The organism is Pedobacter sp. (assembly GCF_041645105.1).
Taxonomy (GTDB): domain Bacteria; phylum Bacteroidota; class Bacteroidia; order Sphingobacteriales; family Sphingobacteriaceae; genus Pedobacter.
In genome coordinates this window covers 492,996-509,097 of the sequence record NZ_JBAZQQ010000001.1, presented here as the reverse complement: position 1 = coordinate 509,097, position 16,102 = coordinate 492,996, and the positions used below count along the sequence as shown (strand labels likewise).

Below are 16,102 nucleotides of genomic sequence, written 5' to 3'. Positions count from 1 at the left end.
TTATTTTAATTTCAAAATGCGCTTTTTAACAAACTTAACGTTAAAAAAATAATATTACCAATTTGTTTTTTTTTAATATCTGTCTTTTTTTAGTTTCGTTTTATTATATTTGATATTGTAAACGAAAGATTACGAAATATTGATATTTAAAATTGAAAAGAAACAAAATGGTGTTTAAACGCGAATCATTTATTAGTCAGGTAGAAGAGCAAGTAGAGTGGGATGTTATTATTATTGGAGGTGGAGCAACAGGGTTAGGAACAGCTGTTGATGCAGCCAGTAGAGGTTATCGTACTTTACTGCTTGAGCAATCTGATTTTGCAAAGGGAACTTCAAGCCGCAGTACTAAATTAGTTCATGGTGGTGTCCGTTATCTGGCGCAAGGTGATGTTGCATTAGTATATGAGGCTTTGCATGAAAGAGGCTTGTTATTGAAAAATGCGCCTCATTTAGTTAAAGATCAGGAATTTATTATTCCTGTTTATTCGTTTTTATCTAAATATAAATACCTGATCGGTTTAAAGCTTTACGATTTGCTCGCAGGCAAGAGTGGTTTTAAGAAATCTTCCTTCTTGTCAGCTTCGAAAGTGCTAAGTGCAATACCAGGATTGAAGTCTGAGGGCTTGATTGGTGGAGTTAGCTATAGTGACGGGCAGTTTGATGATGCAAGATTAGCTTTGAACCTGGCGCAGACTGCGGCTGAATATGGTGGTGTTTTGTTAAATTATACTAAGGTTACTGATTTAACGAAAGAGAACGGAATTATAAACGGTGTAAGTTTTATAGATACTGAGACTAAGAAAAATTATACGTTAAAAGCGAAAGTAGTAATTAATGCTACTGGTGTTTTTGTGGATGAGATCTTAAAGATGGATGTGCCATCTGGTAGAGCTATTGTTCGTCCAAGTCAAGGTGCACACGTGGTGCTGGATCCGTCTTTCTTAAAAGGTGATAGTGCTTTGATGATTCCTAAAACTCCGGATGGACGTGTTTTATTCGCTGTGCCATGGCATGGAAAAGTGTTGGTTGGTACAACCGATACTCCATTAAACGAACATTCATTAGAGCCAAAGCCATTAGACGAAGAGATTGAGTTTATATTAACTACTGCAGGGAAATATCTTACTAAAGAGCCAACCAGGAATGATGTGCTTGCCGCATTTGCGGGCTTGCGCCCATTGGCAGCTCCTGGTAAAGATACCAATAGTACAAAAGAGATTTCCAGAAGCCATAAGCTCATCATAAGTGAATCAGGCTTAATTACAATAACAGGAGGTAAGTGGACAACTTATCGCAGGATGGCGATGGATGTAGTAGATAAGGCAATTGAATTGGGTAAGCTGGTAACGAAAAAGTGTGTAACTCAAGATGTTAAGATTCATGGGTATATGCCTGAAATTCAAGAGGGAACGCTTAGTTTGTATGGCGCGGATGCAGAGGGGATTCGTAACCTTTTGAAAACGAGCCCTGAGTTAGGAGAAGCATTACAAGTTGGTTTTAAATATACTAAAGCAGAAGTGGTTTGGATGGTTCGAAATGAAATGGCGCGTACAATTGAAGATGTACTCTCCCGCAGGATGCGTCTATTGTTTCTGGATGCAAAAGGGGCATTAACACTTGCTCCAGCCGTAGCAAAATTAATGGCGGGAGAATTAGGTAAAGATGACCAGTGGATAAATGGGCAGATAGAAGAGTTTACGGCGCTGGTTAGCCAGTATTTATTATATACGCCTTTAAAAGAAGGTTTTGATAAAGCTGGAGTTAAAGCCATAGCCTAACTTAATCGAGACTTAACATGTATTTAATATTGCAACCTTGATATTTGCAGCAAATGAAAGATTCGAAATAAAACGAAATATTGCAGAGGAAATGGAGCAGATTTTAAGATTGTGTTTTGGAATAAAGAAAATAAAAAAAAACGTTAACCAAATTATTAACTAGCATTATGATTAAAAATTTTACTAACAACGTGCAATTTAAAAGGCCTCTCAAGTACCTCGCATTAGCAGGCATTTTGGTCTTTTTACAATTGCCACAAATGCTTAAGGCGAGTGAAGCACAGCCTTTAGGTGAGCTGTTTTTTCAGGAAACAGTTAATGTAAAAGGTACTGTCAAAGATGCTGAAGATGGTCAGCCTATACCGGGAGTAACTATTTCTGACAGCCAGAGAAAAGTTTTAGGTGTAACAGATTCAAAAGGCGCTTTTAGTGTTAACGTAGTGAAAGGGACAGAAGTTTCTTTTAATATGTTGGGCTATACTATTGTTAAACGAATGGTTACTAATGCAACGACAGCTATGGCTGTTGAGTTGAAGAGCTCAAGTTCTGAGCTTAACGAGGTAGTTGTTACCGCATTGGGCATTAAACGTGAAGAGAAATCTTTAGGTTTTGCCACAACTACAGTTGATAGTACTCAGTTAACCAATGCCATTTCAAGTAACTGGACTGATGCATTATCAGGTAAAGTTGCAGGTTTGAACATGGTTCGTAATGATGGTCCTTCTGGTTCCAACAAAATTATTTTGCGTGGTGAAAATAACCTTACAGGTGATAATGAAGCCCTTATCGTAATTGATGGTGTTGTGGCATCAAGTAGTTCGAAACGTACAGCTGCTACTGGTGGAGGCGTATACGGTACATCTGGTGATATCATGCCTGCGGATTTTGGTAGTGGGATTAATGATATAAATCCCGATGACATAGAAAGTGTTACTGTACTTAAAGGCCCTGCAGCATCGGCATTATATGGACAGAGAGGTGCTAACGGAGCAGTTATCATTACTACTAAGTCAGCGACTAAAGATAGGAAGACAATGGGCATTACCTTTACGTCAAACAGCTCATGGCAAGATATTAACAGAGGACCAGACAGACAACAAGAGTTTGGTGCAGGTACTTTTGGCGTTCCTTATTTCTCATATGGTACTTCTCCTGATGGGGCGAGTACTAATGGGACTAGTTCAACCTGGGGAGCTCCATTTGATGGTGGAAGAATGTACTATCAATACGATCCATTAACAAAAAAACAAGGTCTGGAAAGGACTCCGTGGGTAGCTTATAAGGACCCTATTGATGCCTTTTTTATAACTGGATTCGAATCATTGAATTCAATAAGTTTAGATGGTACTTATAAGAAAGTTGCGATGCGTTTTTCTGCAAGTCATGGCAGCAATGAATGGATTGTGCCAAATACAGGCTACGAAAGAACTACTGTTTCCTTTAATGCAAACACCAACCTAACTAAAAAGCTAAGTATAAATCTAAAAGCACAATATAGTAACAGGCATAGTGATAACTTACCTGCTACTGGTTATGGTAACCAATCACTGATGTACTGGTTTATGTTTGCACAGCCAAACGTAAATGTTGATTGGTATAGAGATTATTGGGCTCCTGGTAAGCAATATGAACAATTGATTAATCTTACAACGACTAACCCGGAGAGTCCATATGCTATTTCAGAGCAATATATAAATGCGCAAAGAAGAAATGGAATTTTAGGTAATATTCAAGCTAATTACAAATTTAATAAAGAATTTAGTTTAATGGCTCGGGCGTCGATAGATTTAAATGATGAGATTCGTAACACTCGCCGCCCTTGGGATGCATCTGGAAATAAGTTTGCACATGGTTCTTATCGTGTATCAGATATGCGTTCTTATGAGATCAATGCCGACTTCTTGTTGAAATATGATAAGAAAATCAATAAGGATTTACATTTGACAGCAAATTTTGGTGGTAGTCAGATGCGCAATGAATATGGTAGGATGGAAACTCGTGCAGACGGTTTGGTAATCCCAAATGAGTATAGATTGGATAACAATGAAAACCCTTTGGTTTATGTTCCAGATACAGCAAGATATAGAATCAATAGTTTCTATGCCTCCGCTTCATTTGGATATAAAAACTTTTTATACTTAGATATTACAGGTCGCCAGGATTGGAATAGTACTTTGGCAACATTAACACATACAGACAACGTAGGTTTTTTCTATCCATCTGCTAGTTTAGCTTTTGTGGCTTCTGATTATTGGAAGCTCCCAAAGGCATTTAGCTTTGCTAAGTTAAGAGCCTCAATAGCCCAGGTAGGTAGCGGAAGTAATACTCCATATAGAACTGCATATTATTATTTAAAAGCAGCAGATGGAATTTATCCTGACACTTCAATGAACAATCCAAGAGCATTGCCTAATTATGATTTGAAGCCGCTTAAAACGACTACAATTGAATTGGGATTAGATTTAAAAATGTTTAAGAATCGTTTAGGTTTAGATGTTGCTGTGTATGCAGGTAATACCAAAAACCAAATATTAAATAGAATCGTAGATAAATCTACTGGTTACAATACGCAGATCGTTAATGTTGGTAGAGTAGATAATAAAGGAATTGAGATTGCACTTAATGGTACCCCCATACAAACAAAAAAGTTTAAGTGGACAACTTTTGCAACTTTTTCTGCCAATAAGAATGTAATTAAAGAATTGGCAGATAGTTCTGTTGTACTCCGTACAGGAGCATTGGGTGGTGGCCAGGTTGTGGCAAATGTTGGTGGTAGCATGGGCGATTTATATGGAAGAGGTTACCTCCGCTCACCAGATGGTCAGATCATATTTAATCCTGAGACAGGAGTAGCTTTAGAAAATCCTGACTTGCTATATCTTGGTAATACCATGCCAACTATGAGATTTAGTCTTGGTACAGGGTTTAACTATAAGCAATTTAACTTGAATGTTTTGTTTGATGCTCAGGTTGGGGGAGTTGGTCATTCACTTACCTTCTCAAGAATGGCTTCTTTGGGTAAACATAAAGTTACATTACCTGGAAGATATAATGGTGTAATTGGAGATGGTGTTTTACAGAACCCTGATGGTACATTCCGTAAAAATGATGTAATCGCTACTGACCTTGCTGCTTTTTATGAATCGGTATATGGAAGCGGTCAAGCTGAAGGAAGTATTTTTAGAACAGATTATGTTAAATTCAGAGAAGCAAGTTTTGGCTACTCTCTTAATAAAAAATTATTAAAATCTATAGGTTTTAATAAAGCAACACTTAGTGTTTATGGGCGTAATTTGTTTATTTGGTCGCCGTGGCCTGCATTCGATCCTGAGTTTGGAACCATGGCTGGTTCGGATATCGTTCAAGGATTTGAAACAGGCCAATTGCCATCTACGAGAACTTATGGTGTACGTTTAGTTGTGGGCCTTTAATTTATAGAAATTATGAAAAAGATTAAAAATACTATTGTATATACACTTTTAACGGTTTTGGGTCTGTCAACAACGCTATCCTGTAAAAAGGATTTCATCGATGTAAATATTGATCCTATTGGTGAGAGAGAAGTAGAGGCCCGAAGATTGCTACAGCCTGCATTAGTCAACATATTATATGCTAATATGATTCGTAACTGGAACTTCAACAATCAGTTGATGCAGGTTTCAGTAGAAATTAGCGATGCTGAGGGTAAGGTTTTTCGTTATGATGTAAGAAGAACATGGGCGGATTATACCTGGAATGCCTGGTATACAAATATGACGGATCTTAAAGACATCTATACCATTGCTAGTAAACCAGAGAGTCTAAATAAATCATACCAGGGAATATCGCTGATTACACAAACCTGGGTATCTTCATTATTAACTGATACTTATGGCGATATACCTTATTCCGAGGCGAATATGGGGAGGACTGGCAATATGCAGCCTGTGTTTGATAAGCAAAAAGATATCTATGAAGATATGTTTAAAAAGCTGGAAGAAGCAAATGACTTATTGAAAGAGGGTACAGCCATAGATGCAAGTGATCCCGTTTATAAAGGAGATATCTCAAAATGGAGAAGGTTTGGTAATTCGCTTTATTTAAGACTATTGCTTCGTGCTTCTGGGAAAATAGAAGTTGCAAGTACGGTAAAAGCAAAAATTAAAGAGATGATTGATACTAACCCTGCTGAATATCCGATTATAGAAAATAATACACAGACAGCTAAAATTTTATGGAATGGAACTAATAGTAGTAGTGCTGTTTATTCTTCTCCATATATGATAGGTATACGTGCGGTTGATTTTAGAAACATGCCTATTTGCGACTTCTTCTTAGGTAAATTGGTTTCTTGGGAAGATCCAAGAGTTGATCCTGCTTTGGGTACTGGCGGTGTACCTCGTTTCGGTATTGATAAAGGAGTAGATGGATATGTGGGTGTTCCAAGTGGGTTTTTGCCAGGTTCTGGTGTAATCATACAGGCTCATTTTAATTCAGATGCAGAGAACAAGTTTACCTTGCAAACAGATCCAAATACTGGTATCATTATGAATAGTGCTGAAGTAAGTTTTATCTTGGCTGAGGCCGCAGCAAAAGGTTGGATCATTGGCTCTGCGGAGAGTTATTATAATAAAGGAATGGCTGATGCAATTTCTTACTGGATGCCAACTTTATATACAGGTCCGACAGATGCTAATTTCATAAAGTATATTACTGATGCAAACTTAAAATGGAATCCAGCTTTACCATTAGATGATGCTAGCATAGGAGGAAATAGTAAGATGGAGATGATACATATTCAAAAGTATTATGCGATGTTTTTGGTTGATTTTCAACAATGGTTTGAGTATAGGCGTACAGGACATCCTATTTTACCAAAGGGACCGGGTTTAGCTAATGGAGGTGTAATGCCGGCTAGGTTAAATTACCCACTAGTAACGCAATCGACAAATCCGACTAACTATAAGAATGCTGTTGCCGCTCAAGGTGCAGATGATATCAATACATTGGTTTGGTGGCAAAAACCCTAATTCTTAATATTTAGAAAAATAGTTATGAAAAAGATTTTAAAAAAACATATACTGATCGTAGGGGCATGTCTGGCTATTTTGTCTGCATGTAAAAGGGATAGTGATTATATGATTGTCACACCTAGTCCATTTATTTCCAATTTTGATTTAAAAAAGCTTTATAGGGGAAATGATGTGATTTTAACCAGACAAGTTACGAGAGAAGCGGTCTCCGTAAAAGGACAAGTTACCTCTGATCATTCGGGTCACAATTTGCCAGAAGGCTTATTGTTTATCCAAAATTTAAGAATGACTGGTAATGGAATAGATTCTTTAAGGGGAATGGCCATTAATATTGGTGCAGCCGCAGCAAATTATATGCCTGGAGATTCAGTACATATTGATATTGAGGGAGGCACCTTAAAGCGAGTAAACGGCATTTTACAAATAACAGGAGTTCCTGCCTCTAATGTTAAGAGAGTGGCGACTGGTATTAATGTACTTATTATACCAATATCTACTGTAGCTTTGTCTGCTAAACCTGATAACTTCGAAGGGGTTTATGCAGCGGTGTATAATGGTAATTTTGAACCTAATATTGGTGTAGAAACGCTTGAAGGTACAAAAATACTAAACGATGGCTTAGGAGATCTTCAAATGCAGGTTAATAATACTGCTAATTTTAAGTCCGAATTGTTACCTTGGACAGCTAATGTAAAAGGGATTGTAATCCCAACAGCGACAGGTGTTTCTCAGATATGGCCACGTATAGAGGCAGATTTTGAAGCTACTAGTATAATAGTGGATCCTAATATTCCGTTGGGTCCAAATCCTGCAATTATTACAGGTTATTTTGCAAATCCATCTGGTACAGATGCTAACTATGAGTACATACAATTTATGGCAACTCAGGATTTGGATTTTAGACAAAAACCTTTCAGTGTGTATACCTCTAATAATGCAGGAGCAACTGGTTCCGATTTTCCTGTTAATGGATGGAATAGAGGTGGGGTACGGACCTATAAATTTAAACTTACAAAGGGAACCGTGGCAAAAGGGACATTCTTTTATGTCGGTGCTTTGAAACAAATCGCAGGCCAAACCTCAACTGATATCAGTAATGCAAACTGGATTGTTAGTAAGCTTTATAGTAATGAAGACGGGGATGATGGCATTGGAGATAAAACGAGTAATCTTCTGGCTAATAGTGGAAATGCAGCAGGTATTTCAATTTTTGCGACTACAGATGTGAGTCTATTTACGGTACCTTCAGATGTGGTGTTTTTTGGCGGAAATGGTGGGGATGTTTATGGTGCAGGGGTTGGTTATTCTATTAGTAATAACGATATGTATAATGTGTATGATGGAACCACATATCAACCGTTTTTCAGACAAGGAAAGAACACTGCAAAGTTTGTAGTCGCTGTCGATAGTCAGTTTAGTTATTTAGGTGGAGTGTATGATGCGACGACAAAAAAATGGACAACTAAAAGGGCGCATACTACATGGCCAATTGCTAAAAATTCTCCATTGTCTTTAATTGAACAAAGACCGGACACTAGCAGACCAGATGTAACAAAGGTTGTAAACTAAAAACAAATATTAATTTTTATCAACAGGAGCTATCATTATAGCTCCTGTTAATTTAAATAGCTCCTTTTTTAATTAGGCTACCATAAAAAATTAAGATTTAAGCCACTCAAAACCAAACTAGATGAAAAAAATGTTCCTTCTAATAATGCTTTGTGCATCAAATTATGTTTTTGCGCAAAAAGGAAATCTTTATGCCAACTTTCCTGAGCAATTCGAGTCACCTGATACTTCTGCTAAATCAAGATATAAATCTGCAAAGGTTGATTTAAAAAGCGGCAACTGGACTTTTGATGATGCACTTTTGGGGGCTCTTGAAAATAAAGATAGATTTAACGGAAAGCAATCTGTTAGGATGCAACAAAATAAAGACAGATCTGTATATCTACAAATGAATTTTGATTTGCCAAATGGTGCTTCAAAAGTAGAGGTTGCTTATGGCAGTTTTCAAAAGGATCTTACTTGTACCTGGAGGCTGGAAGCATCTATGGATAAGGGGAAAACATGGACTCAGGTAGGTACAGATATTTCTGACCTAGCACCGGCCTTAAAAGTAGTTACATTTAACCCTGACATTAAAGGTAAAGTTCGTTTCCGTATTAATAAGTTAGGTCTAGGTTCTTCAAAAGAAGATCCATCTATAAAAAATGGGCGTCTCAATATTGATGATTTTGCTGTATACGAAAACTAAATCACCAGTCATTTAAGATATGAATAGAAGATCTTTTATACAATCCCTCGGTTTAATTACAGGGGGTGCGTTTATCAGTTTACAAACTAGTGCATTCTCGGATTTAAAGAGAGATAAGCAAATTAAAGGTAGAGTTACTGATGGTAAAAGAGGTATAGCCAATGTAGTAATATCTGATGGCTATAGTGTGGTGTTAACAGACTCCAAAGGTAATTATACCATTAAAACGGACGATATGGCTACCAATGTTTTTATGAGTACACCTGCAGGTTATGAGTTTAAAACAGACTATAGCATCAGCAGACAGTACGAAACTCTGGGAAGTCGCAATCAATATGATTTTATACTTCAGGCATTAAAAAAGAACGATACTAAGCATAGTTTTATCGTTTGGGCGGATCCTCAGGTAAAAACCAAGAAAGATGTGAAGCAAATGATGGATACTTCTGTTCCTGACGTGCAGCAATTGGTGAAATCTATGGGACCAGATGCATTGGTTCACGGTATTTGTGTAGGAGATATTGTATGGGATAATCTCCCTTTGTTCCCAGATTACAATAAAGCTGTCGCGGATATGGGCATCCCTTTTTTCCAGGCATTGGGTAATCATGATATGGATTATAGAATGGGTGGTGATGAAACCTCAGATAAAACCTTTAAGGAAGTATTTGGCCCGACCTACTATTCATTTAACCGAGGTAAGGCACATTATGTTGTATTAGATGATGTACGGTATTTAGGTACTGAACGTAATTATGATGGTTATATCGTAGAAAATCAACTTGAATGGCTTGCTAAGGACCTGAAGTATGTTGCTAAGGATCAGTTATTGATCATTAATGCACATATCCCGATTCATAATTCAGTTAAAAATAATGCAGCTTTATATGCATTACTAGAGGGGTATACCAATGTACATATCATGACTGGTCATACCCACTATAATCTCAACAAAGTAATAAACGAGAACATCTACGAACACAACCATGGTACAGTATGCGGTGCATGGTGGACAGGCCCGATTTGTGGTGATGGAACTCCTCGTGGTTATGGAGTTTACGAAGTAGATGGAACCGACTTAAAGTGGTATTATAAATCAACGGGGTTTGATAAAACCAAACAGTTTAACCTGTTTGTTGAACCTTTAACCAATCAAAAACGGGCAATTGCCAATGTCTGGAACTGGGATCCACAATGGAAAGTAGAATATTTTCTGGACGATAAAGCAATGGGAATAATGGAACAACAAAAAGGTTTCGATCCTTTAGCCGTACAATTGTACAAAGGAGATAAACTCCCTGTTACCCGTTCTTTTGCTGAACCGAAAAAAACAGATCACCTGTTTATAGCACATTTTGGTCCTGAGGTAAAAAATGTGAAGGTCATAGTTACTGATCGCTTTGGTGAAAAATATACAATAATCGTTAATGCTTAAATAATTAGATACAATAACCAAATACAAATCAATGAAGAAAGTAATTTGTGTAGCCACAGTGGCTTTGTTAAGTTTGTCGGCTTGTAAAACCGTGCAAAAATCAAATACAATGACTAAAGTAGAATTCCCGGCCTTTAGTACTGAAGGGCATAGAGGAGCCAGAGGGCTGATGCCTGAAAACACAATTATCGGAATGCGTCATGCTATCGATTTGGGTATTACTACTTTAGAAATGGATACACATATTACCAAAGATGGCAAGGTTGTAGTGACTCATGACGATTACCTGAGTCCTTCATTTATGCTGACACCTGATGGAAAAGAAATTCCAAAATCTGATGCTAAGAAATATGCAGTATACCAGATGGATTATAGTCTGTTGAAGCAGTTTGACCTGGGGACAAAAATTAATGCTGGTTTCCCGGAACAAAAGAAAGTGAAATCATATATTCCTTTGCTATCTGATCTTATTGATGATGCGCAAGCTTACAGTAAAGGCAAAAAGCAAATGTTCTATAACATAGAAACTAAATGTAGTGCAAAAGGCGATGGGATTGTACACCCGGGACCGGAAGAGTTTGTGAAGTTACTGATGGATGTAATTGAGAAAAAAGGAATCACTCCTTATGTCGTTATTCAGTCGTTCGATAAAAGAACATTGCAGGTATTAAATAAGAAATACCCACATGTAAGAACTTCTTTCCTGATCAATAACAAAAAGACAGTTGAAGAGAATTTAGCTGATCTTGGATTTAATCCATTTATCTTAAGCCCTCTTTACAAATTGGTTAATGAAGAGATGGTAAAGAAATGTCATGAAAAGAAGATAAAGGTTATTCCATGGACAGTGAATACTAAGGAGGAGATTGTAGCCATGAAGCAGTTAAATGTTGATGGGATCATTTCTGATTATCCTAACCTATTGGTTAACTAGATTTCACAAAACCCAAAACAGCATGTTCATAACCAAACATGCTGAATCTTTAACGTTCTCTCATCAACAAAACCAAAAACGATTAAACAAGTAAAACTAACCATTTAATGAGTAATAAATTATTTTCTCCTGCTCCACATAAAGAGCTTTTGCCTTTAAGCAGGATTGATCCTGAGTATAAGAAGCAACGTTTTAAAGTTTTTTTAGGAATCTTTTTGGGGTATGCTGGTTACTATTTAGTTCGCAAGAATTTTTCGTTAGCGATGCCGGATCTTATTGATCAAGGATATACCAAGGCACAGTTGGGCTTTGCTTTATCTGGTGTTTCTATCGCTTATGGTTTGAGTAAGTTTTTAATGGGTAATGTTTCTGATAGAAGCAATGCCCGTAATTTCCTTACTGTTGGATTAGTCCTTTCTGCATTTACCATGATTTTTATGGGAGTGTTCCCATTTGCTACTTCATCCATAACAGTGATGTTTATATTACTATTTATCAATGGGTGGTTTCAGGGAATGGGGTGGCCTCCATGTGGCAGGGTAGTAGTGCATTGGTATTCAATAAAAGAGCGGGGTACTATGATGTCAATATGGAATGTTGCACATAACGTTGGTGGAGGCTTGGTAGGTCCAATTGCGATTCTTGCAATCGAGATTTTTGCAGATTGGCATAGTAAATTTTATTTCCCAGGTCTAATAGCTTTGGTTTTTGCAGTTATTGCATACATTTTAGTTAGAGATACTCCACAATCTTGTGGATTGCCGCCAATTGAAGAATATAAAAATGACTATCCTGCAAATTATTCGGTAGATCATGAGAAGGAACTTTCAGCGAAAGAGATCTTTTTTAAATATGTATTTAATAACCGGGTACTGTGGTACATCGCTTTTGCAAATGCATTTGTTTACCTGGTTAGATATGGTATTCTAGATTGGTCGCCAACCTTCCTTGAAGAAGCAAAGGGCTTCTCTTTGAAACAATCAGGTTGGGCATATTTTCTTTATGAATGGGCAGGAATTCCAGGTACATTGTTATGCGGACTGATTAGTGATAGAGTATTTAAAGGGCGCAGAGCACCGGCTACTATTATTTATATGGTATTGGTAACAATTGCTGTTCTAATATATTGGAAAAATCCGCCAGGGAACATTTGGGTTGATAATGCTGCATTAATTGCTATAGGCTTCTTGATTTATGGTCCTGTAATGTTGATAGGAGTGCAGGCCCTTGATCTGGTTCCTAAAAAAGCTGCGGGTACCGCGGCTGGATTAACAGGTCTTTTCGGTTATATGGGCGGGGCTTTATTCGCTAACATAGCCATTGGTCTGGTAGTAGATAAATGGGGTTGGGATGGTGGATTTGAGCTGATTATCGGTGCCTGTATCTTATCTATTTTCTTTACTGCATTAACCTGGAACAGGGAGAAAAAAAATTTAGGAGTTGCATAAACAGTAACTTGTAATTTTAAAAAAACACAGTATGAACCACAGATGTCAAAGAATTATAGCAGGGTTAAGTTTGATCATGCTATTTACAACTGGTGCAGCCAGTGCTCAGAAAGTAACATGGGATAGCACTTACAGACCTAAAGCTTATCTTAAAAAAGTAGAAGAGTTTAAAGCAGAAGGCATCAATAAAAATGACTTCGTGTTTTTGGGTAACAGCATTACCGCAGGTACCAATTGGGCAAAATTGCTTGATCTTCCCAATGCTAAAAACAGAGGGATTTCCGGAGATATTACTTTTGGTGTATTAGAACGCCTTGATCAGGTGGTGTCAGAAAAGCCTAAGAAAGTTTTTGTATTAATTGGTATTAATGACATATCAAGGAATATTCCTGACAGCATTATTTTAAGGAATTATAAAAATATCATCAGGAGGATACAAGCAGGCTCAAAAAAGACTAAAATCTATTTTTATACCTTATTACCTGTAAATAGTTCGTTTAATAAATTTAAAAACCATTACGGTAAAGACGATCATATTTTATGGCTCAATTCTGAAATCAGAAAGTTTGCAGATAAAAAAGTAACCGTAATTGATTTGTATACACATTTTCTGGATTCTGAGAATCATTTAAAAGCAGAACTCACACACGATGGGTTGCACCTGAAGCCGGAAGGCTACCAGGTTTGGGCAGAAGTGCTCAAAAAGGGTGGTTATTTAAAATAATCTGATCAACTTATTTTTTTAAATATACCATAGCGGGCCTGTTCATATATTGATCAGGCCTGTTTATGTAAGGGGTTTCACTGTAGGTCTCCTTACCTAACCTTCTAAGCGTTATATAGTGAGAAACAAGTGCCGCACCAAAAGTTGGACTTTCAATATAATCAAGATCAAACTCAGCAGCCGTTTGCTTTACAATAGCACCTATGGCAGGGTAGTGGATGTGACATATTTTAGGGAAAAGATGATGCTCCACCTGTCTGTTCAAGCCCCCGCAAAAAAAACTGGTGATTTTGCAGTCGCCCCCAAAGTTTGCCGTGGTTTGCATTTGGTGGACAGCCCAGGCTTCTTCAATATTTCCTTCTTCATTAGGAAAAGGAAAGCTAGTGCCTTCCACCACATGTGCAAGTTGAAAAACAAGACCTAGTACCAAACCTTGCGAAAATTGCATTACCAGAAAGCCAATTACAAACTGCCACCAGGTAATGTTCATCACTAATAAAGGCAGCAAAATGAATAAGAAATAGTAGATCCCTTTATAAAAGAAAAGCTTAAAATATTCTATTCTAGGATGGTTTGCAACCTGTTCGCCAATCTTTTTCTGAAAGAATTTCTTGTAATCTTTTCTGAATACCCAGGAAAGCATGGCAAAACTATACAGTAGAAAAGCATAATAATGCTGGTAACTCTGCACCTTATTTACCGTTTCAGATTCCGAGAAACGAATTAGTCCGGGCGCCACATCTATATCCTCATCATGTCCCGCAATATTGGTATAAGTATGGTGAACAATATTGTGGCAGATGTTCCACACATAGGGACTGGCACCAATAAGATTAAATACAAAACTAAAAAGCTGGTTTACCCTGGCATTAGAGGAGTAAGCCTTATGGATGGCATCGTGGCAAACATTAAAGCCTACAAAAGCTCCAAACATGCCCAGAAGGGCACATAATACAAGGGTTACTACCGGATTAAAACCTCCAAGAAGGATCAATAAATAAATAGCTAGTATTCCTATCAGAAAGAAAATTGTTTTAAACCACATCGCTGGGTTTGCATGGATGGAAATGTTGTTGTCAGTAAAATAAGCATCTACCCTTTTCCGCACTGTCACGTAAAATGTCGACTTACTGACATTCGTGAACTTAACCTTTTTTGTCATAAATTATTCCCTGCTGGGTAGTGTTATATCTTCTTGTCGATTTGCTAATGTAACATAATTAACACATACATCATGCCAGTACCATCATATTATTATATCAATTGATATTATTATTTAGTTACGAAATCACAAAGGGTTTGGATTTTCAATTATATTTACCGCTAAATTAATGGTTCTATACCAATCATTATCTATACATAGATGGAAAACATCAATATCAAGCAGTTGGCCAAAGCCCTGAACTTGTCAACATCGACAGTCTCCAGAGCTTTTAGGGATAATAGCGATATCAATAAGGAAACGAAAGAAAGAATACTGGCTAAAGCAAAAGAATTCAATTACCAACCTAACCATTATGCAAGTAATCTTAGGGAGCAACGGAGTAAAACCATTGCCGTAATTGTTCCTGAGCTGGCCAACAATTTTTTTTCTCAAGCCATACGTGGTATAGAGAAAATTGCACGCGACAAAGGTTACCACATTCTGATCTATTCAACGGACGACGTTTATGAAAAAGAAGTATCCTTCATCAGGCACTTACACAATGGCAGGGCCGATGGCATTATCATGTCTGTAACCGGTGAGGCAAACGATCATACTTATCTGAACGAACTAACCCAAAAACGCTTGCCACTTGTTTTTTTTGATAGGGTTTACGAGGATATCATCACTCCAAGGGTAATTACCAATGATTATGACAGTAGTTTTTCTGCAACACAACACCTGATTAAACAAGGCTGTAAACACATCGCTTATCTGGTTATCAATAAAAACCTATCGATAGGTAAATTCAGGATGCAGGGATATATTGATGCTTTACTGAAACATAACATTCCTTATGATGACCGTTATGTAGTCGATTGTACAAATAGCTATGCTAAGAATAATGTGATCCTAAAGCAAATGCTGCAAGAGCTAAAACCGGATGGTGTTTTTACTTCGGTAGAAAGACTTGCCTTTGCTACTTATTATGCTTGCTATGATTTAAATATATCTGTGCCAGACCAGCTAAAAGTGATTGGTTTCTCTAGTCTGGAAATAGCACCATTGTTAAACCCTTCTTTAACTACGATTACACAGCCCGCTACAAAGATTGGAACAGAAGCTGCAAACCTTTTGTTTAAAATGCTCGAGAATCCAGAATCTGTAGATCCGAATGAAAAAATTGTACTGAATTCAAAACTGGTTAAAAGACGTTCAACAGAAAATAACTAACTAAATTTTCGAAATCGATTATTGCCAACAGCGCATATTTGTTATGGCCGCTTTATGGGCCCATTGAAAGGTTCTGATTGGTCCGAATCTGGGACACAAATTCTCCCTTTAAACAAGCTGAAAAACGGTGGAGATTT

Annotated in this window: 11 protein-coding genes; 10 read left to right on the top strand and 1 reads right to left on the bottom strand. The window is 37.3% G+C overall.

Annotated features, from left to right (window positions below; genetic code table 11):
• Nucleotides 1-167 precede the first annotated feature (167 nt).
• From WC623_RS02110 to WC623_RS02070, 9 genes are all read left to right on the top strand, one after another.
• Nucleotides 168-1,778: a glycerol-3-phosphate dehydrogenase/oxidase gene (locus WC623_RS02110; protein WP_372848970.1), complete on the top strand. Its 1,611-nt coding sequence runs from the start codon at nucleotides 168-170 to the stop codon at nucleotides 1,776-1,778.
• Between the two features lie 167 nt (nucleotides 1,779-1,945).
• Nucleotides 1,946-5,209 carry a SusC/RagA family TonB-linked outer membrane protein gene (locus tag WC623_RS02105; protein ID WP_372847856.1) on the top strand — a complete coding sequence of 1,088 codons (3,264 nt, stop codon included), beginning with the start codon at nucleotides 1,946-1,948 and terminating at the stop codon, nucleotides 5,207-5,209.
• 12 nt (nucleotides 5,210-5,221) lie between these two features.
• Nucleotides 5,222-6,787, top strand: a complete 1,566-nt coding sequence (locus tag WC623_RS02100) for a SusD/RagB family nutrient-binding outer membrane lipoprotein (RefSeq protein WP_372847855.1) — start codon at nucleotides 5,222-5,224, stop codon at nucleotides 6,785-6,787.
• 24 nt (nucleotides 6,788-6,811) lie between these two features.
• Nucleotides 6,812-8,359, top strand: a complete 1,548-nt coding sequence (locus WC623_RS02095) for a DUF5689 domain-containing protein (protein WP_372847854.1) — start codon at nucleotides 6,812-6,814, stop codon at nucleotides 8,357-8,359.
• Nucleotides 8,360-8,480: 121 nt separating this feature from the next.
• Complete coding sequence (locus WC623_RS02090; protein WP_372847853.1) at nucleotides 8,481-9,047, top strand: hypothetical protein; 567 nt, start codon at nucleotides 8,481-8,483, stop codon at nucleotides 9,045-9,047.
• A 19-nt stretch (nucleotides 9,048-9,066) separates the two neighbouring features.
• Nucleotides 9,067-10,482 (top strand): calcineurin-like phosphoesterase C-terminal domain-containing protein, encoded by a 1,416-nt coding sequence (locus WC623_RS02085; protein WP_372847852.1) that lies wholly within the window; start codon nucleotides 9,067-9,069, stop codon nucleotides 10,480-10,482.
• A 31-nt stretch (nucleotides 10,483-10,513) separates the two neighbouring features.
• Nucleotides 10,514-11,416 carry a glycerophosphodiester phosphodiesterase family protein gene (locus tag WC623_RS02080; RefSeq protein ID WP_372847851.1) on the top strand — a complete coding sequence of 301 codons (903 nt, stop codon included), beginning with the start codon at nucleotides 10,514-10,516 and terminating at the stop codon, nucleotides 11,414-11,416.
• A gap of 107 nt (nucleotides 11,417-11,523) precedes the next feature.
• Complete coding sequence (gene glpT, locus WC623_RS02075) at nucleotides 11,524-12,864, top strand: glycerol-3-phosphate transporter (protein ID WP_372847850.1); 1,341 nt, start codon at nucleotides 11,524-11,526, stop codon at nucleotides 12,862-12,864.
• A 31-nt stretch (nucleotides 12,865-12,895) separates the two neighbouring features.
• Complete coding sequence (locus tag WC623_RS02070; RefSeq protein ID WP_372847849.1) at nucleotides 12,896-13,588, top strand: GDSL-type esterase/lipase family protein; 693 nt, start codon at nucleotides 12,896-12,898, stop codon at nucleotides 13,586-13,588.
• A gap of 10 nt (nucleotides 13,589-13,598) precedes the next feature.
• Here the strand turns inward: WC623_RS02070 and WC623_RS02065 are convergent, their stop codons facing one another.
• Entirely contained in the window at nucleotides 13,599-14,750 is a 1,152-nt protein-coding gene (locus tag WC623_RS02065) for a fatty acid desaturase (RefSeq protein WP_372847848.1), read from the bottom strand.
• 201 nt (nucleotides 14,751-14,951) lie between these two features.
• Between WC623_RS02065 and WC623_RS02060 the strand changes: the two genes are divergently transcribed.
• On the top strand, nucleotides 14,952-15,965 hold the full coding sequence (locus WC623_RS02060; protein ID WP_372847847.1) for a LacI family DNA-binding transcriptional regulator: 1,014 nt from the start codon (nucleotides 14,952-14,954) through the stop codon (nucleotides 15,963-15,965).
• The last annotated feature ends 137 nt before the right edge of the window (nucleotides 15,966-16,102 follow it).